The following is a 19,545-nucleotide window of genomic DNA, read 5'->3' on the forward strand; positions in this document are numbered from 1 at the left end:
GCGCGCCCTCCGGTCTTCTTTCGCTTCGTTTAACCTCCCTTCTGACCGCGAGGCACCACGTGTTTTGAGTGGTGCTCCAGTGTACGCTTAGCCACTTACGCTGGAATACCCCCACGCTCTGTGGCACCTCTGTGCCGTACTCAGTGGCACCTCTGTGTTGAACCCTTCAGGTCGCGAAGCGACAGACGCTTACTCGTATTTTCGTGACCCTTATTGACCGCTAGGCCCTCCGCTCGCTGGCGCTCGCTGCAGACCTCGCTATTCAGGGCGTCCCTTCCAGGGCCGGGCAGTTTACTGGTATTTGTGCGTGGCCATCCGACAACGCTGAAGTATCCGTCTCTCAAGCGCTCCCTCAAGCGCCGAAACGTTCTGCGAAACTTAGCGTTGCTCCGCGCCTCGGCGGTAACCCTTAGTGCGCAGCACCATCTCTGCTTACCTCCCCCCTCTGTGAAACCTCCGTGCCGTACTCTGTGGCACCTCTGTGGTGAACCTCCCCCACGGTGCCCGCCGTCGCGCAGCGACACTCCGCACTAAACCAGCTTATCCACCACGATCACCAAGCGGGAAGGCTTCTTTACCACCCGGTTGGCCAGCGCGTCGACGGAGCGCCAGGCCCGGAAGGGGAGGTGGCGGAGGATGGGGTGGGTGCGCAACACCAGCAGGGCCTTATTCGACAGCGTATAGGTACGGTAATCGATCCCCGGCAGGGGCGCCAGCAAGGAGGCGATCACCCGCTCGTTGAAGCTGTGCAGGTGGGCGTGGAGCGGGGTAGGGCGGTTGCAGTGAATGCAGAGGGAATACTGGATCTTCTCCGCGTAGGGCGTCGAAAGGATGAGCCGGCCCCCGGGTCGGACGACCCGGAGGAGGCTCCGCAGATAAGCCGCGACGTCGGGTACGTGCTCCATCACCTCCGAGGAGATGACGGCATCGAGGGAAGCATCCCGGAAGGGGAGATCGAAGGCATCGCCGGTGACGGCCACGTGGTGGGGGGCCGGGTAGCGCTTGATCGCCTCGGTGGAGTTGCGGATCGCAATGTCGAAGCTGATCACGGCATCTACGCGGGGAAGCAATTCCCGGGCTACCCAGGCGCTGCCGCAGCCGACGTCGAGTACGGTACGGGTTTCAGCGGGGAGGTGGCGTAGGATTTCCTGGTGCAGCCGGTCGCTTTCGTGGCGGGTAGCGCCATCCTCGACCGGTGCGAAGTAGTCGGATTCCAGCGCGTCCAGGTGGTAGTGCTCGACGTAGTTGCCGGCCTCCGGATCGTCGGGGAGGAAGTTGTACACGCCCTCCGGGGTCAGGTACGGTTCGGGAGGTCGGTAGGCATCCCGCAGCAGCGAGCTTAGGTCGAACATGGGGGCAAAGCTACGCACTCGGGACCGCTAGCCGAGCAGCTCGTCGAGTTGCTCGAGGGGTAGGCTTTCCTGGTCGTCGACCGTGCGTTGGGCCAGGTTTAGTCCGCCCTGGCGCAGTTTGGATTCAATCAGGCGTACGAAACCCGGAGCATTTCGCAGATGGGAGAGCTTGATGCGCACCGGCTGCCGCGGTAGGTGCAAGTGCATGTTTATTGTCTTGCCAAAGCCGAGAGAGCCAGGAATTTCCCGGATGACCATCCCCTCCACTTCGTCCAGGTCGATCACCCGGGAGCGCCCGATACGCCGCGCCACGGTAAGGGTACGGCCGCTTACGATCAGGCGTTCGTTCAACAGCCAGGGGTAGGAGATCAGGTACAGGATGGAGGCGAACGTGAGGGCCGCCACCACGACGTTACTCCAATCGCCGATCCAATCGTCGCGGAGCAGAGCCAGGGCGAAAGACGGGAGCACGATCCCGCCGATCGCGATTAGGGCTTTTCGGTGGTGGTAGGTATAGGTGTTCATGCCTTCAAGATAGGAATCGTTGCCTGCTCCCGCGCTCCGCCGCCCGATTCATTTATCTTGCCGCATGACTACTTCCGAAAAACTCACCGCCCTACGCCAGCAGATGCTGGAATACCAGTTGGATGCCTACGTCATCCCCAGCACCGACCCGCACCAGAGCGAATACCCCGCCCCGCGCTGGGCGGCCCGCGAGTGGATTAGCGGATTCACCGGATCGGCCGGTACCGTAGTTGTGACCCTGCACGAGGCGAAGCTGTGGACCGACAGCCGCTACTTCCTGCAGGCGGAGGAAGAACTGAAAGATACCGGCATCCAGCTGATGAAACTAAAGACCGCCCACACCCCGGAGTACGCCGACTGGCTCTGCGACCACCTGCTGAGCGGGCAAACCGTAGGCGTGGACGGCCGGGTCTTCAGCGCCCGCGCCGCGCAATCGCTCGAGAAAAAACTCACCAAGGCGGAGCTACAACTAAAGACCGACCACGACCTGATCGGACTGGTGTGGTCGGACCGTCCGGGGCTGCCGAACCGGCCGGTAAGCGAGCACCTGGCCGACTACAGCGGTGAAAAATGGGAGGATCGGCTGGGCCAGCTGACGGACTGGATGACGGGGGAAGGGCTGGACTATTTCCTGGTGAGCGCCCTCGACGAGCTCGCCTGGTTGCTGAACCTGCGGGGTACGGATATCGACTTCAATCCGCTGATGGTGGGCTACTTCGTCGCCGGCCGGCGGGGCGATCACGCCGTATTCGCCGAGCAAGGGGCGGCGCTGGCGAGCTGGGCCGACCGGCTGGAGAACCTGCAGCGGCTGCCTTACCGCGACACCGAGGGGTATCTGCGGCGGCTGAACGCCCGGGACGCGGACATCGGCTTCGACCCCGCCACCACCTCGGTCTGGCTTTCCACGGCGGCCGGGGGCGTGGCGGCCTGCGGAATAGCGAGCCCGATCCCGAAATGGAAAGCCCGTAAAAACGACACGGCCCTCGACCACCTCCGGGAGGTGATGGTGCACGACGCGGTGGCGCTGCTCCGCCTGCGGCGGTGGCTGGACGAGCAGCTGCCGGCCGGTGTCACGGAGTACGAAGTGGGGGACAAACTGGCTTCCTTCCGCGCCGCCTACCCGAACTACGTGAGCGAAAGCTTTAACCCCATCGTCGGCTACCGAGGCAACGGAGCCATCGTGCACTACCACGCCAGTCCGAAGCGCGCGGCCCGGATCGAAGCCGACGGCATCCTGCTGCTCGACAGCGGCGGCCAGTACCATAACGGGACCACCGACATCACCCGCACCTTCGCGCTCGGCACCCCGACCGCAGAACAGCGCCTGCACTTTACCCTGGTTTTGCAGGGGCACATCGACCTGGCCACGGCCCGCTTCCCCACGGGCACCAGTGGGGTGCAGCTGGACGCACTGGCGCGGCGGCCGCTCTGGCAGCACGAGCTCAACTACGGCCACGGGACCGGCCACGGGGTGGGCTTCTTCCTGAACGTGCACGAGGGGCCGGCGGGGATCAGTCCGAACCCCCGCTCCCCGGCCGCTCAGTATCCCCTGGAGGCGGGCATGGTGCTCAGCAACGAACCCGGCTACTACCGGGAGGGGGAATACGGCATCCGGACGGAAAACCTCGTAGTCGTTCGGGCGTCGGAGCGCAGGAACTGGCTCTACTTCGAAACGATCACCCTTTTCCCCATCGACCGCCGACTCATCGATACCGATCTGCTCACCCGGGCCCAGTTGGAGTGGGTGAACGATTACCACCGGATGGTCTGCGAGCGAGTATCGCCGCGGCTGGAAGGGGCGGAACGGGCCTGGCTGGAGGAGGCTTGCCGGGTGCTGTAGCTTCATCCGCCGAGTGGCGCGTACCCGAGGTCGTCTGCCGAAGCGGATCAGCTAGGCCAAGGCAACCATCCGCCCGACCAAACGTTCCAATCCGCGTCCCCCCGAATCACACCCCCCCTTGCGCGAACTGAAGTTCCTCAACCAATTTTTCTGGAAGTACCGCTGGCGGCTTGCCCTGGGGATCGTCTTCATTTGTATTTCCAACTACTTCCAGGTCCTGCAACCGCAGGTCATCCGGGAGGCGCTGGACCTGGTGATCGACTACGTGAATACCTACGGGCTGTACAATGGCTTCGAGGTACAGGGGGAATTCTTCGGCATTCTCAGTCATACCCTGATGCTCTTTGCCGGGCTGGTGCTCGTGCTGGCGCTCATCATGGGATTCTTCCTCTACCTGACGCGGCAGACGATCATCGTGATGTCGCGGCTCATCGAGTACGACCTGCGGGAGGTGATCTTCGATCACTACGAAGACCTCAGCCTCGAGTTCTACAAACGGAACAACACTGGCGACCTGATGAACCGGATCACGGAGGACGTCAATAAGGTGCGCATGTACCTGGGGCCGGCCGTGATGTATCTCGCTAACCTTATTTCCACCATCATCTTCGTGATCGCGAGCATGCTGGCGGTGAGTCCGACCCTTACGCTGTATACCCTCATTCCCCTGCCGGTACTGGCGGTGAGTATCTACTACGTTAGCAACATCATTCACACCCGCTCCACGCTGATCCAGCAGCAGCTCTCGAAGCTGACGAGTATCGCCCAGGAAGTATTCAGCGGCATCCGGGTGGTAAAGAGCTACGTGCGGGAGCGGCAGCAGGTGCAGTACTTCGCGCGCCAGAGCGACGTGTACAAGGATATGAGCGTGGACCTGGCCAAGGTGGACGCTTGGTTCTTTCCCCTCATGGTCTTCATGGTGGGAGCGGCTACGGTGCTGACCGTCTACGTCGGCGGACTCCAGGTCGTAGCCGGGGAAATCTCCGCGGGCAACATCGCCGAATTCGTCATCTACGTCAACATGCTGACCTGGCCGGTCACCGCCATCGGCTGGATCGCCAGCATCGTGCAGCAGGCCGCGGCAAGCCAGAAGCGGATCAATGAATTTTTGGGCACCAAAACCGCCATCACCGATCCGGATCCCGCCTACCGCGGTCCGATCAAGGGGGAGATCACCTTCGAGGATGTCACTTTCGTCTACCCCGACACCGGCATCAAGGCCATCGACCACCTGAGCTTCACGCTGAAGGCCGGGGAAAAGCTCGCCATCATCGGGCGCACCGGGTCGGGAAAAACCTCCGTGGCCGACCTGCTGCTACGCATGTACGACGTGACCGAAGGCCGCATCCTCATCGACGGCCAGGACATCCGCGAGATCGGACTGGCCAACCTGCGCCGCAAGATCGGCTACGTTCCCCAGGACGTCTTCCTTTTCTCCGACACCATCAAAGCCAACATCGCCTTCGGGGCCGATCACAACCCGAGCGACGAGGAGATCGAGCAATTCGCCAAACACGCCGCGGTCTATAAAGACATCGAAGGACTTACCCTCGGCTTTGACACCCTAGTAGGGGAGCGGGGCGTGACGCTATCCGGTGGCCAAAAGCAGCGGGTGTCCATCGCCCGCGCCCTCATCAAACGACCCGACATCGTGCTCCTCGACGACAGCCTCAGTGCCGTCGATACCAACACCGAGCAGCAGATCCTCGGCTACTTCAACCAGGCGCTCCAGGAAAAGACGTCCATCATCATCACCCACCGAATCTACGGTCACCTCACCTTCGATAAGATCATCGTGCTGGAGCAAGGGCGGATCGCCGAGGTGGGTACCCACGAGGAATTGCTGGCCAACGGTGGCTACTATAGCGAGATCGTGGAGCGGCAGATGGCGGAGGAAATCGAGGAGGAGAAGGGGGAGTGAGCCCCGTCATTGGTTTCGCTTCGCAACTGGAAGGCATGGGAGGGGGGTGTCGCTTCGCGACGTAAAGGGGTTCAACACAGAGGGGCACGGAGTACGGCACGGAGGTTCCACGGAGGGGAGGTAGGCAGCGTTGGTGCTGCGCACTAAGGGTTACCGCCGAGGCGCGGAGAAGCGCTGAGTTTCGCAGAGGGGTACGGCGCTTGGAAAACCACAAGCAGAACAGCGGACACCGGACCTTCGGATAATTATGCCTAACGGCCACCGAGAATCCCGGCCCTGGAAGGGACGTCTTGGAATAGCAAGGTCTGCAGCGAGCGGAGGGCATCGCGGACCAACCCTCTCTTTTCCAAAAACGGGCCTCGATTCCAATAAATGGAAACTATTCAGCGATGCATATAGTGTAACTGTATGCAATACAGGGTATTAGGTTTCTGTCACTGTATTTGCAGCTACCGGGTATCACCACCCGTAGCATGAAAAGCGTCTCTCTCACAACACCGGTCCGGATAGCCGGCCAACCCGTTCGGGTCCTGTTCATTGCCAATCCGGATGGAAGACCCCGGTGGGTGTGGCCGGCCGATGCGCGGCGACCGACGTTTCTGAGCTTTTATCCGGCGGTGACGCTCCGGCAGCGTGCCTTCCGGCTGGCCGTGCGGCTGATCTTTATGCTAGGGTTACAGCGCCTGGTTTTCTCCTCGGTGGTCATCGATCGGCCGGAAATGGCAGGGGAGTCCGACTGGGCACTCTTTACCGGGACCACCGGGCCCAACCGCAAGGAGGTGCTTATCCGCGACCGCCAGACCGTCGTGAAGATCGCCGTGGGGCCCGATTCGCAGGATAACCTGGCCAACGAAGCCCGTACTCTGAAAAAGCTGGAAGGGGCAAAGACCCCGCTGCCATTCGTTTACCCGAACCTGGTGCACTACGCGGACCATCGCTTGTCCATTACCCGGCTCGCCGATTACGGTACCTGGGATACCATCACGCCCGACCACATTGAAGCCTTGCGGTCGTTGCGGGCCGGGTTCTCCGAACAGGGGGGGCTGCATACGTGGCCGGAGTGGATCGCGACGAACGAACGACTCACCGCCCTGGAAGCCGGGTCCGATACGCGTATTCCCGGTCGGCTACTCACGGACTTGCTTGTGCTCGCCGCTGCTTTCGATCCCGTTCGGCCCGTTCGGTACGGTCTTTCCCACGGTGATTTCACCCCCTGGAACACCCTGCGCACCGACGGCCGGCAGCTCGGCATTATCGACTGGGAACTAGCCCGGGAACAAACCCCCGTCGGTTACGACTATTTCCACTTCCACCTCCAGCAGGGCATCATGGTGGAGCGGAAAAGCTGGAGCCGCATCTACGCCGATATCCACGCCGGACTCACCCCCCTGGTCAAACTCGCCGTATTCGGATCCATCCGGGTGAACGTCGACCGCTACCTGCGGCTGTACCTCCTTCACCACCTTACGTACTACCTCTCCGTCTATACCCGTCAGGAAGTATGGCACCCGCAAATTCACTGGCAACTGGAGGTCTGGCGGGATGCTCTCGGTGACCTGACGCCCTCCGGGCACGGCCGCCCGCAACTGATCGCCAGCCTGTTCGCCGCCCTGGCCGGGGTCGACTACGCCGTGCTCAAACTCGGTGACGGGGACCCGGCGGACCTCCCTCCCGACAGCGACCTGGATATCCTCCTGTCGCGGACCGCGGCCGAAACCCTCATCGCGCGCATCCAAAGCTTTCGCGGCGTGGACCGGGTACGCATCGTCCGTAAAAGCTTCATGGCCTCGCTGGCGATCGTCCTCTCCAACGGACAGCTGCTGCACCTGGACCTCATCTGGAAACTGAAGCGGAAGGCTACCGTCTTCCTCGAGGCCGCCACCCTCATTGAAGGCGCGCGCGTCAATGCACACGGCATCCGCGTGGTGAACGAGCGCGATACCGCCGACTACCTGCGCTTGTTCTACGGCCTCAACGGACAGCCGATCCCGGAGAAATACGCCGTCCCGGGCGGGGAGCTACCGGTATTACCGATCCAGTCCAACCGGGGCTGGCAGAAATGGCGGAACCGGTTCGATTACGTCCAAGACACCCTGCTGACCGCCTGGCGCGACCGGGGGTTCGTGGTAACCTTTAGCGGAGTCGACGGTGCCGGAAAGAGCACCGTGATCGGGGAAGTGACCCAACTGATCGATAAACGGATTCGGCGCCCGGTCAAGGTGCTGCGCCACCGGCCCTCCGTATTGCCCATCCTCAGCGCCTACGTACACGGCAAGGAGGGCGCCGAACAGCGGAGCGTGGAACGCCTTCCCCGCACCGGTAACAACCGCAACCTTCTTTCCTCCCTGCTGCGCTTCGGCTATTACTTCACCGATTATCTCTTCGGCCAGGCTTACGTGTACGTACGCTACGTCCTGCGCGGCTACGCCGTGGTTTACGATCGCTACTACTACGACTTCGTCCTGGACGCGCGGCGCAGCAATATCGAACTGCCCGCCATTGTGCCCCGCCTGGGCCTGCCGCTGCTGATGAAGCCGCGCTACAATTTCTTCCTCTACGCCGATCCGGATACCATCCTGGCGCGCAAACAGGAGCTCGACCGGGCTACGATCGTCGACCTCACCAACCGCTACCGGGCGCTCTTCCGGGACTGCCAGGACCGCTATCCCCGCCACGTATTTGCCAGCGTGGAGAACGTCGAGCTGGCGGAAACCCTGGCTACCGTGCGCGAAACCCTGCAAACCTCGATCAAGTAGGTATGAAAACGCTACTGACCCGCCTCATCCGGCTGCGTAACCCGCAATTCGCCTTCGCGGAGGGATTCGATGGCCGCATGGTGCTGAGCTTCCTGGTGGTTACCGGGCTATCCTTCCTGCGGGGGTTGACGATGCTCCTGCGCTTCCGCCGCCCCCGCTTTATGCTGATGGGGCCGGGCGTCCGCCTGCGCTACGCCCACCGGATCCATTACGGCCAATTCCTCAAACTCGGCCGCGGCGTGACCGTCGAGGCCCTGGGCACCGAAGGAATAACCTTCGGGAACAACGTAAGCATCGGCGACTGGAGCAAGGTGGTCGTCAGCACCACCCCCGGCGATCCGGGCTGCTTTATCCGCATCGGCCATAACGTCGGTATCGGGGAGTACGCCTACCTCGGTGGGGCCGGCGGACTGACCATCGGCGACGACTGCATCGTGGGGCAGTACTTCAGCTGCCACCCCGAGAATCACCACTTCGCCTCCCTTACCACCCCCATCCGCCAACAGGGCGTGAAGCGGGAAGGAATCCGTATCGGGGAGGATTGCTGGATCGGCGCCCGCGTCTCGGTGCTGGACGGCGTCACCGTCGGGGCGCACTCGGTGATTGCCGCGGGGGCGGTGGTTACCCGTTCCTTCCCGCCCTACAGCATCATCGGCGGCGTACCCGCCCGCCCCATCGGCAACCGCCTGACCCCCAACCCCTCCCCGCAACCCGAACCCGAAGCCGTACCCGCAACATGAAAACCATCCTCTCCACCGCCTACGCCGTCAATCCCTATAAGGGGTCTGAAGACGGAATGGGCTGGAACTTCGTCTACCAGATCGCCCGCTTCAATCGGGTCATCGCGGTGACCCGGGAGAACAACCGCCCCGCCATCGAACGGTACATGGCGGAGCACCCCGACCCGGTCTACGCCAACATCCGCTACCTCTACTACGATCTTCCCAGGCACCTGCGTTGGTGGAAGCGGGGCAGCCGGGGGGCCATGCTTTACTATTTGCTGTGGCAGCGAGGCATCGTGGACTTCGTGCGGCGGCAGGGCCTCGAATTCGACGTCGCCCACAACCTGAACTTCCACAACGACTGGACGCCCAGCCGCCTCTGGTCCCTCGGGAAGCCCTTCGTCTGGGGACCCATCGGTCATCACCCCCGCATTCCGGCCATCTTCAACCGGACGATGCCGCTGGCCGACCGCTGCAAGAACCTACTCACCTGGTCGGTGAAAAATTACTTCTGGAAGTGGAGCCCGGCGCTGCGGAAAACGAAGGAACGGGCCGACTACATCTGGTGCATGAACGACAGCGTACCCGATACGCTGGGCCTGGCCAACCAGCCGCACCAGGTTTTCCCGAACGTCGGCAACCAGGATTACGGCTGGGCGCCCGACGTGCCCGCCGGCCCGCCCCACATCCTCTTCGCCGGCCGGCTGGTCCACATGAAGGGCCCCGACCTGGCCGTGGAGGCCTTCGCCGCGTACCGGAAGCGGTACCCCGACACTGGGGCGACGCTCACCCTGGTGGGCGACGGCCCCGAAAAAGCCCGCCTCCGTACCCTCATCGCGCAACGGGGGCTATCCGACAGCGTGCGGCTCATCGACTGGATCGAGCGCGACCGACTAATGGAGATGATGCAATCGGCCTCCGTCTTCCTGTTCCCTTCCCACGAAGGAGCCGGCATGGTGGTTCCCGAGGCCCTCTCCTTCGGGGTGCCGGTGATCACCCTGGAGAACTGCGGCCCGGGCCGATTCGTCGATGCTTCCTGCGGGGTGGTCGTGGCGGGCGACACCTACCAGGAGGTGGTGGACGGACTCGCCGGCGGGCTGGAGAAGATCCTGCACGCCGGGCCCGATTACCGGTTGCTGCGGCAGGCCGCCCGCGACAAATTTCTTACCCGCTTTCACTGGGACAAAAAGGGGGACATCCTGCGCGCCATCTACGCGAGCCTATAAATCAGTTCACGCCCATGATTCACGCTTTTCACTTACTCAACGATTTTAGCGGCTCTCCGAAAGTCCTGCGGCAGGTGCTGCAGGGATTGGCGGCGGAAGGGCACCCCGTCGAACTTCATACCAGCCTGTCCGGGCGGGGTTTTCTCTCGGATATTCCCGGGGTGGGGCTGCGCGATAATCGCTACCGCTTCATCCAGTCGGTACCCCGACGGCTGTTGCTGTTGCTGTTTTCCCAGGTCTACGTGATCGTTTCCGGTTGGAAGCGGGTGCGCGCCACCGACACCGTTTACGTCAATACCCTGCTGCCCTTCGGGGGGGCTATCCTGGGCTGGTTGTGCGGCGCGCGGGTGATCTACCACCTGCACGAGACCTCCGTGAATCCATGGATGTTCAAGCAGTTTCTGCTTTTCTGGGTCAGGGTGTGCGCGACCGAGGTCATCTACGTATCCGATTTTCTGGCGGAGGAGGAGCCGTTGAACAAATCCCGCCACGTCATCTGGAACGCGATTCCGGAGGATTTCTCTCTGCGCGCCGCCGCCCATCTCCGGCGGCGGACCACCGTGGAAAACGTACTGATGGTAGCGTCCCTCAAGCGCTACAAGGGCGTGGACGAGTACGTGGCCCTGGCCGATGCTTGCCCGGAATTCCACTTCGAATTGGTAGTCAACGCGGCTCCCGCGGACATCGCCGCCTACTTTGGCCACCGGAGGCTGCCCGGTAACCTCATCGTCTTTCCCGCCCAGCAGGACGTACACCCCTTTTACCGGCGGGCGGACGTCGTGGTCAACCTCTCCCGCCCCGACGAGTGGGTGGAAACCTTCGGCCTCACCGCCCTGGAGGGGATGGTCTACGGCCTGCCCGTCATCGTGCCGCCGGCGGGGGGCATCGCCGAGATCGTGCCGGTGGGCTATGCCGGTTACCACATCGACGGCCGGAATACCGAACGGCTGGCGGGCCGGCTGCGGGAATGGCGGTCGAATCCGGACCGCTACCGTAAGCATGGCGCCGGAGCGCGGGAGCAAGCCGGGCAATTCACCGAAAGCCGTTTCCTGGAACGCATCCTGGCGATAGTTCAAGCTGGCAAGACTTCCGAGCAGCGGAAAACGGTCCAGATGCTGGAAAGCATGTAAGTAAAACTATAGGTAATAGGTTGATCCATAGCTGTTTAGGATATAGGTATATTTTTTGCCATTCGGTGATTGTCTGCAAATCGAATGAAAATGAAAAGGGAAAACAAAAAGTTAGCAATTATCGGAACGGTAGGGCTTCCCGCGAAATACGGCGGCTTCGAGACCCTCGCCAGCCACTTGGTGGAGCAGTTGGACCGGCAGTATGACATGACGGTGTACTGCTCCGGGAAACAGTATGCCCCCACGAACCGGCCCACGCACTACCGCGGCGCGCGCCTGCATTACCTGCCCCTGGAAGCCAACGGGGTACAGAGCATTCCCTACGATAGCTGGTCCATCCTGCACGCCTTGCTGTACGCTGATGTCCTGCTTATCCTCGGGGTAGCGGGTGCCTGGATGCTGCCCTTCGTGCGCCTTTTTACGAATAAGCGCATCATCGTTTCCATCGACGGCATCGAGTGGAAGCGCGACAAGTGGTCCTGGCCCGCCCGCATGTACCTCTACTGGGCGGAGAAGATCGCCGTAAAGTATTCCCACTGCGACATTTCCGACAACGAATCCATCCAGGACTATACCGCCCTGCGGTACGGTAGCCTCAGCAACGTGATCGAGTACGGTGCCGATCATACGATGACCGTTCGCCCCGCCCCGGCCGATGTGGAGCGCTATCCCTTCCTGGCGAAGCCGTATGCCTTCAAAGTCTGCCGCATCGAACCGGAAAACAATCTGGAGATGATCCTACGCGCCTTTAGTGGGTCCGCACCCCTGCCCCTGGTGGTGGTGGGCAACTGGGCGAAGAGCCCATTCGGGCAGGAGCTGAAAGCGCGGTTCGCAGACCGGGCCAATTTGTTGCTACTCGATCCCATCTACGACCAACGGGAAATCGACCTGCTACGCGGCAACGCGACTTTGTACGTACACGGGCACAGTGCCGGAGGTACGAACCCCTCGCTGGTGGAGGCCATGTACCTGGGGCTGCCGATCCTGGCCTTCGGCGTCAGCTACAATCGGACCACTACGGAGGGGAAAGCGCAGTACTTCGATACCGAGGCGGAACTGAACGAGTGGCTCCTCCGGTCGACAGCGGAAGACTGGCCGGCCATCGGTCGGGCGATGAAGGAGATTGCCGACCGTCGCTACCGCTGGTCCGTCATTGCGGGCAAGTACCATGCCCTGGTACAGCGCGCCTGCCAGACGGATGAAAAGATCAGCGTAGTGCCGGCCTTTCAGCACTACAGCCCCGAAGTCCTGACCGAGCACGGCGCCGGCCACCTCGCCACCCACCACATCTTCTACGAAAATTAAGTCCGCGGTCATGCAACTACGTCTACTCATTTCCCTGGCCCTGGCCTTCCTCATCGTCTACGTCACGGTACCCTATTTGCGCCGCCTGGCCCAAAACCTGCACTGGCTGGACGAGGCGAACTCCGAGCGCAAGGTGCACACCGACAGCATTCCGCTGGTGGGCGGACCGGCCATGGCCATCGGTATCTTGCTGGCGGTACTGCTCAACTTTCCCGGATCGGGTCTCGTCACGGGCTTTACGTTTTCCGTGCTGCTCGGGGGCGGGGTACTACTGATTACCGGAATGGCGGACGATAAGCTCGACTTGCCTCCCCAGATCAAACTGGGTATCCAGGCTTGCTGTGCCTATTTCTTGTGCCTTCGGGGCATCTACTTTCAGGAGGTTTTCGCCCTGCTGGGCATGGGGGGACTGCCGGACCTGCTACAGCAAATCCTGAGTTTTCTCTTTATCGTAGGCGTAGTGAATGCTTACAACCTGATCGACGGTATCGACGGACTGGCGGGCAGTCTGTTCATGGCGGGCTTCGCCTGGCTCGGGGGAGCCAGCCTTTACCTCGGCCACCTGGACATTGCCCTGGTCAGCGGGGTCACGCTGTCCGCCACCGCTGCCTTTCTTCGGTACAATACGTCCGCGAAGCAGAAGATCTTCATGGGTGACGGGGGTAGCCTTTTCCTAGGGTTTATCCTGGCGGGAGCGAGTATCGCCTTTTTGGAGCGGGGTGCGACGGATGCCCGGGCGGCCCTGTGGCTCATCGGCAGCTGTTCGGTACTGGCCCTTCCGGTACTGGACGAACTACGGGTATTCGCCGAGCGCATTGCCGACGGTAAGTCCCCGATGTACGCCGACCGGTCGCACATCCACCACATCCTGCTGCAGATCGATCCAGCGCACCGCTCGGTGCGCCACTGGATTCTGCAAATCGTTTTCGCCGTGTTTCTGCTGGCGATGCTCACCTCGTTCTGGCTAGGTGTATGGGGTGGGGTAGGCGTGATCCTGCTGAGTTTGTTGGGGGTCTTCGCGATCCTGCAGTTACAGCGTGGCATGCACCGCCACCGGGAATCGTTACGGATGCTCGAACGTAGAAATTCCGGGCCGGGGAATAGCAAATCGGCGTTTTGAAAAATAGATTGCCCCGGTCGAGCGTATTAACAACGTTCCAAGATCGGGTTGACCGTATTTGGTTCATCGCAAGGGATGTTCGCTAATCGATTTAGCGCATCCCCGACTTAATCCCAGAAATTGTGCTAAGCATTTTCATCGTTGAAGACGACCCGTTTTACGGGAGCCTGTTGCAGCATCACCTGCGGCAACAGGCCGATTTTGAGGTAAGGCTGCTGGCTACCGGCACGGCCTGTCTGGAGGAACTTTACCGCGAACCGGACGTGATCAGCATGGACTACGGCCTGCCCGACATGAACGGCGGCGAGTTGCTGAACCGCATTTTAGAAAAGCATCCTTCGATCGCGGTGATCGTCACCAGTGGACAGGAAGACATCGCTACGGCGGTCAGCCTGCTCCAGCAAGGAGCCCGGGATTACCTGGTCAAGAACGAGAATACGAAAGACCTGCTCTGGAAATCCATCCAGAACATCAGTGAGGCCAAGGCGCTGAAGCGGGAAGTGGCGGATCTGCGGGAGCAATTGAGCGAGAAGTTCAGTTTTGACAGCGTCATCGGGCGTAGCCCGGCGATGCAGCAGGTCTTCAGCGTCCTGCGGAAGGCGGTACGTTCCCAGATCAACGTCACCATTACCGGTGAAACGGGAACCGGGAAAGAGGTGGTGGCCCGGGCGATCCACTATAACGGCCCCCGACGGAACGAACCCTTCGTGGCGATCAACACGGCGGCCATACCGGCGGACTTGCTGGAAAGCGAACTCTTCGGCCACGAAAAAGGCGCCTTCACGGGAGCCACCGAGCGGAAGATCGGGCGCTTCGAAGCCGCCGGGGAAGGTACCCTGTTCCTGGACGAGGTGGCCGAAATGGATCTCAATCTTCAAAGCAAACTATTACGGGCCCTGCAGGAGCGCGAGTTCTGCCGGGTCGGCAGCAATAGCCCGGTTACCTTCCGCGCCCGCCTGCTCACCGCTACCCACCGGGACCTGGGCGCACTCGTGCGGCAGGGGAAGTTTCGCGAAGACCTCTATTATCGCATTATGGGTTTACCGGTGGAGCTGCCGCCCCTGCGCCGGCGCGGGGAAGACCTGCTCCTACTCGCTAACTTTTTTCTGGATATGTACGCCCGCGACAACGGGACGAAGCGCGCCGAACTCGGTCCGGCGGCCAAGGATAAATTGCTAAAGCATCCCTTTCCCGGGAACGTGCGGGAGCTGAAGGCCGTCATCGATCTGGCCTGCGTACTCAGCGAAACGGGCCACATCGTGCCGGAGGACTTAAAGTTCTCCACCCTCAACGGGCCCTCGGCCATCGACTACGGCGACAAAACACTGCGGGAGTACAACCGGGAAATTATTCAACACTACTTGACGCAGTACGACCGGAACGTCAGTAGCGTAGCGGAAAAACTGAACGTAGGGAAATCCACCATTTACGGGATGATCAAGAGCGGGGAAGTCTCCCTGCGGTAAGCCTATGAAACACCAGCAATACATCGTCCGCACGCCGCAGGAACTCCCGGCCAGTCCGGATCCTTCCGTGGACCTCGTGCTCGGCTTTGGTAACAAGGCACTGCTGGAATGCGGAAGTATTTATAGCCGACTGCAAGCCCTCTATCAAAACGCCACCGTCGGGCTTTGCTCTACCGCCGGAGAAATTTACGGCGGGGAGGTATCGGACCGTAGCCTCTCGGTACTCACCTTATCCTTCGCCCACACCCGGGTTCGCCACCGGGGCGTGCTGACCGAGGCTTTTGCCGACAGCTTCGCCGCCGGCCAAGCGTTGGTTACCGACCTGGAGGCGGACGATCTCCAGCTGATCATCCTGCTGTCTGACGGCGCCCTGGTCAACGGCAGCGAATTGGTGAAGGGGATTCAGTCCGTTATCCCCGACCGCATCCCGATTACCGGGGGACTTGCGGGCGACGGCGCCGATTTCCAATACACCCTCGTGGGCCTGAACGAAGAACCCCGGAGGGGGCGCATCGTCGCCATCGGCCTCTACGGCAACCGGCTGAAGGTCGCCCACGGCTCCTGCGGAGGTTGGCAACCGTTTGGCGTACAGCGGGTGGTGACCAAATCCTCGGGGAACGAACTCTTCGAGATCGACGGCAAGAACGCGCTGGCCATTTACAAGCGCTACCTCGGCAATCACGCCGCCGACCTGCCGGGAAGCGCCCTCCATTTTCCCCTGTCCATGGAGCAGGAAGACGGCGGATACCTCGTCCGTTCCATACTCAAGATCGACGAGGAGCGTCAGAGCATGATTTTCGCCGGCGACCTACCCGAAGGAAGCAGGGTGCGTTTCATGATGGCGAACCTCGACCGCCTGACGGAAGCTGCCAGTACCGCCGCGCGGCTCGCCCTGGCTACCGAAAAGGCCATCACGCCGCAGGTGGCTATCCTCATCAGCTGCCTGGGGCGCCGAGTGGTGCTGGGCGACCGGGTGGACGAGGAGGTGGAGGCCGTTCGGGAGGTTTTTGGTCCCGATACCGTCCTGACCGGCTACTATTCTTACGGAGAAATTTCGCCCCTCCTCAATGGCGGGCCGTGCGCCCTGCACAACCAGACCATGACGATTACCTGCTTAGAGGAACTTCCTTAGCCTTACCCATTTTGCCTTCGCCCATGTATCACAAACTGCTCCAGAAACAAATTGACAAATTTCTCCCCGCCGACTACCACGGTGATGAGCGATTAACCGATTTTTTGGCAAGTATTCACGCTTCCTATTCGTCCCAGGAGCAAGACCGCGCCCTGATCGAGAACGCCTTCCGAGTCAGCGAAACGGAATTTAAAGAGGTGAACGGGCAGTTGAACACCCTCGCGCAGCAGCGGCTGGAAACGCTGAAGCAGCTCAACCAAACGGTTAACAGCCTGGTAGGTACGGATGGCAAACACCCCGAGAAGGACAATCTGGTGGAACTTTCCGAGCGCATCAAGGATCAGGTGCACCGTAACAAGGTCACCGAAGAGAATCTGAATCGCCACGTCAAGCTCTTCAAAACCCTGCTGACGAACCTACAGTCGGGCGTACTCGTAGAAAGCGAAGACCGCAAGATCCTCTTTACCAACGATACCTTTTGTTCCCTCTTCCATATCCCCGCCGCGTCCGACGACCTGGTCGGGATGGACTGCTCCTCCTCCGCCGAACAAACCAAGGACCTCTTCAAGGACCCCGAAGGATTCGTGACGGGTATCCACGAACTCCTTCGCAATAAAAAGGCCGTCTACAACGAGGTATTGGAAACCGTAGACGGTAAGATCCTCGAGCGCGACTACGTGCCGATCTGGATCGACGGGCTCTACAAGGGGCATCTCTGGGAATACACCAACGTTACCGAAAAAGTACGCTACCAACAGGTGCTCCGGGAAAGCGAGGAACGCAACCGGCTGGTGCTCAATTCCTCCCTGGACGCCATCGTCATCGCCGACGACAAGGGAGCCGTACAGTACTGGAACCCCCGGGCGGAAAAGCTCTTTGGCTGGACGCAGGAGGAGGTTATCGGGCAACAGATGGGGGACTTATTCATCCCGTCTCACCTGGCCGATGCCCACCACCGCGGTATGGCCCGCTACCTGATGACGAGCGTCAGCCACGTGATGAATCAGGTGCTGGAGCTGTCGGCCCGCAATAAGGACGGCAAGGAATTTCCCATCGAGCTGATCGTGGTGACCTACCAGCAGCAGGGAAGGCGGTATTTCTGCGGCTTCATGAAGGATATATCGGTGCGGAAACAATCCATTAACCGGCTAAAATCCCAGGAAGAAAAATTCCGCAACATCATCGCCAACATGAACCTGGGCCTTCTGGAGGTCAACAAGGAGCGCACCATTCGTTTCGCCAACCAAAGCTTCTGCGACATTTCCGGGTACACGGAAGAGGAGCTGGTCGGAAACGATACGGACAACTTCCTGCCCGCGCCCCTGGGTTTCGGTACCACGCCCGACGGCTACGAGCTGGGCGTGCGCAACAAGCAGGGCGATCCGCGGTGGTGGTTCGTCTCCACGGCGCCGAACTATAACGATACCGGCGAGTTGGTGGGCGCGATTGGCATCTTCCTGGACATCACCAACCAGAAGCAACTGGAATCGGAACTCGCCGTGGCCAAGACCAAGGCGGAGGAGGGGTCGGTCGCCAAGGAAGCCTTTTTGGCCAATATGAGCCACGAGATCCGTACGCCGCTGAACGCGATCATCGGGATGATCCGGGAGCTCTCCCGCGAGGAACTCTCCCCCAAGCAACAGACCTACCTCGACCATACGGATACCGCCGCCCGCCACCTGCTTTCCATCGTGAACAGCATCCTGGACCTGTCTAAAATCGAGGCCGGGGAACTGGAACTGGACGACCACGACTTCAGTCTGGAAGCCCTCATTGCCAATATGCGAAGCATCCTGAACGACAAGGCGCAAAAGAAAGGCATCAGCCTGCAATTCGACCTGGACGACCGCATCTGGCCGGCCCACACGGGCGACAGCTCCCGCCTCCGGCAGGTGGTGATCAACCTGCTCGACAATGCCATCAAGTTTACCCTCAAGGGGGGCGTCCGGTTGGAGGCGACGGCCATCAGCGAGGAACCAGACGGCCAACGGATCCGCCTGAAGATTACCGACACCGGCATCGGGATGGACGAGCAGTATCTAGGGCAACTCTTCTCTAAGTTCAGCCAGGCGGAAAAATCCACTTCCCGTCGCTTCGGTGGCACGGGGCTCGGGATGTCCATCACCAAGCAGATCGTGGAAATGATGGGCGGTACGATTGCCGTAGACAGCAAGAAGGACCGGGGGACTACCTTCACCATAGAGCTAAAACTGGCACCGGGGAACATCGAGCAACTCGCCGACTCCACCGAAGAAAACCTGCACCTGCTGCGGGGCACCCACGTGCTGCTCGTGGAGGATAATATGATGAACCGCTTCATCGCCACCAAGAGCCTTTCCCACCTAGGCTGTACGGTAGACGAGGCCGAAAACGGGGCGGTCGCGCTGGACATGCTCAAGAAAAGTTCTTACGACGTGATCCTGATGGATATTCAGATGCCGGAGCTCGACGGGGTCGAAACCACCAAGATCATCCGTAACGAACTGCAGCTGCATCTTCCCATCATCGCCGTGACGGCCAATGCCTTCAAAAAGGATATCGATCTCTACCTCAGCATCGGTATGAACGACTACGTGACCAAGCCCTTCGAAGAGCAGGTACTCTTCGATACCCTGCTGAAGTACGTAGTCAACCTGGTGGAGACCCCGCCCCAACTAGCGCCGGCCGCCAGCGGAACGGTAGCCATTTACGACCTTACCAAGCTGCGGGAACTAAGCCGGGGGGACGAGCAATTCGTGGAAAGCATGGTGGAAATCTTTACCGAGCACACCCCGCTGGCCCTCACCGAGATCAGCGAGGCCATGCACCGGAAGGACTACGAAACGGTCGCGAAAACCGCCCACCGCATCAAACCCAGTATCGAAAGTATGGGCATCGTCCAAATCGAGGGGCTCGCCAAGGATATCGAATGCTACGGGAAATCCGCCGACCCCGATCACGCCGAGCTGACCGCTAAGGTCGACCGGCTGACCGATACCCTGGTCGCGGTCATCGATCGGCTCCGCACCGATTTCAGCACACTAAAGTGACCGGTTCCAAAATCGGAACCC

Annotated in this window: 13 protein-coding genes; 11 read left to right on the plus strand and 2 right to left on the minus strand. The window is 61.0% G+C overall.

Annotation, left to right across the window (positions count from 1 at the left end; translation table 11 throughout):
• Positions 1 to 530: 530 nt before the first annotated feature.
• Positions 531 to 1,352 (minus strand): class I SAM-dependent methyltransferase, encoded by an 822-nt coding sequence (locus CLV84_RS03820; RefSeq protein WP_104418404.1) that lies wholly within the window; start codon positions 1,350 to 1,352, stop codon positions 531 to 533.
• 27 nt (positions 1,353 to 1,379) lie between these two features.
• Entirely contained in the window at positions 1,380 to 1,877 is a 498-nt protein-coding gene (locus tag CLV84_RS03825) for a hypothetical protein (RefSeq protein WP_104418405.1), read from the minus strand.
• Positions 1,878 to 1,941: 64 nt separating this feature from the next.
• Between CLV84_RS03825 and CLV84_RS03830 the strand changes: the two genes are divergently transcribed.
• From CLV84_RS03830 to CLV84_RS03880, 11 genes are all read left to right on the plus strand, one after another.
• Positions 1,942 to 3,717: an aminopeptidase P family protein gene (locus CLV84_RS03830; RefSeq protein WP_104418406.1), complete on the plus strand. Its 1,776-nt coding sequence runs from the start codon at positions 1,942 to 1,944 to the stop codon at positions 3,715 to 3,717.
• 118 nt (positions 3,718 to 3,835) lie between these two features.
• Positions 3,836 to 5,638 carry an ABC transporter ATP-binding protein gene (locus tag CLV84_RS03835; RefSeq protein WP_104418407.1) on the plus strand — a complete coding sequence of 601 codons (1,803 nt, stop codon included), beginning with the start codon at positions 3,836 to 3,838 and terminating at the stop codon, positions 5,636 to 5,638.
• Between the two features lie 473 nt (positions 5,639 to 6,111).
• A complete protein-coding gene (locus CLV84_RS03840; protein WP_146088699.1) occupies positions 6,112 to 8,394 on the plus strand; it encodes a phosphotransferase in 2,283 nt (760 codons plus the stop codon).
• Between the two features lie 2 nt (positions 8,395 to 8,396).
• A complete protein-coding gene (locus tag CLV84_RS03845; RefSeq protein ID WP_104418409.1) occupies positions 8,397 to 9,134 on the plus strand; it encodes an acyltransferase in 738 nt (245 codons plus the stop codon).
• A complete protein-coding gene (locus tag CLV84_RS03850) occupies positions 9,131 to 10,342 on the plus strand; it encodes a glycosyltransferase family 4 protein (protein WP_104418410.1) in 1,212 nt (403 codons plus the stop codon). Before CLV84_RS03845 ends, CLV84_RS03850 begins: the two co-directional genes overlap by 4 nt.
• A 14-nt stretch (positions 10,343 to 10,356) precedes the next feature.
• On the plus strand, positions 10,357 to 11,472 hold the full coding sequence (locus CLV84_RS03855; RefSeq protein WP_104418411.1) for a glycosyltransferase family 4 protein: 1,116 nt from the start codon (positions 10,357 to 10,359) through the stop codon (positions 11,470 to 11,472).
• 90 nt (positions 11,473 to 11,562) lie between these two features.
• A complete protein-coding gene (locus CLV84_RS03860; protein WP_104419502.1) occupies positions 11,563 to 12,777 on the plus strand; it encodes a DUF1972 domain-containing protein in 1,215 nt (404 codons plus the stop codon).
• A 10-nt stretch (positions 12,778 to 12,787) separates the two neighbouring features.
• Entirely contained in the window at positions 12,788 to 13,897 is a 1,110-nt protein-coding gene (locus CLV84_RS03865) for an MraY family glycosyltransferase (protein ID WP_104418412.1), read from the plus strand.
• A 122-nt stretch (positions 13,898 to 14,019) separates the two neighbouring features.
• Positions 14,020 to 15,363 (plus strand): sigma-54-dependent transcriptional regulator, encoded by a 1,344-nt coding sequence (locus CLV84_RS03870; protein ID WP_211295155.1) that lies wholly within the window; start codon positions 14,020 to 14,022, stop codon positions 15,361 to 15,363.
• 4 nt (positions 15,364 to 15,367) lie between these two features.
• Positions 15,368 to 16,495: an FIST signal transduction protein gene (locus CLV84_RS03875; protein ID WP_104418414.1), complete on the plus strand. Its 1,128-nt coding sequence runs from the start codon at positions 15,368 to 15,370 to the stop codon at positions 16,493 to 16,495.
• Positions 16,496 to 16,518: 23 nt separating this feature from the next.
• The gene (locus tag CLV84_RS03880; protein WP_104418415.1) at positions 16,519 to 19,524 is read left to right on the plus strand and encodes a PAS domain S-box protein; all 3,006 of its coding nucleotides are present in this window, start codon (positions 16,519 to 16,521) and stop codon (positions 19,522 to 19,524) included.
• Positions 19,525 to 19,545: the final 21 nt, after the last annotated feature.

It is taken from the genome of Neolewinella xylanilytica, assembly GCF_002934605.1.
GTDB lineage: Bacteria > Bacteroidota > Bacteroidia > Chitinophagales > Saprospiraceae > Neolewinella > Neolewinella xylanilytica.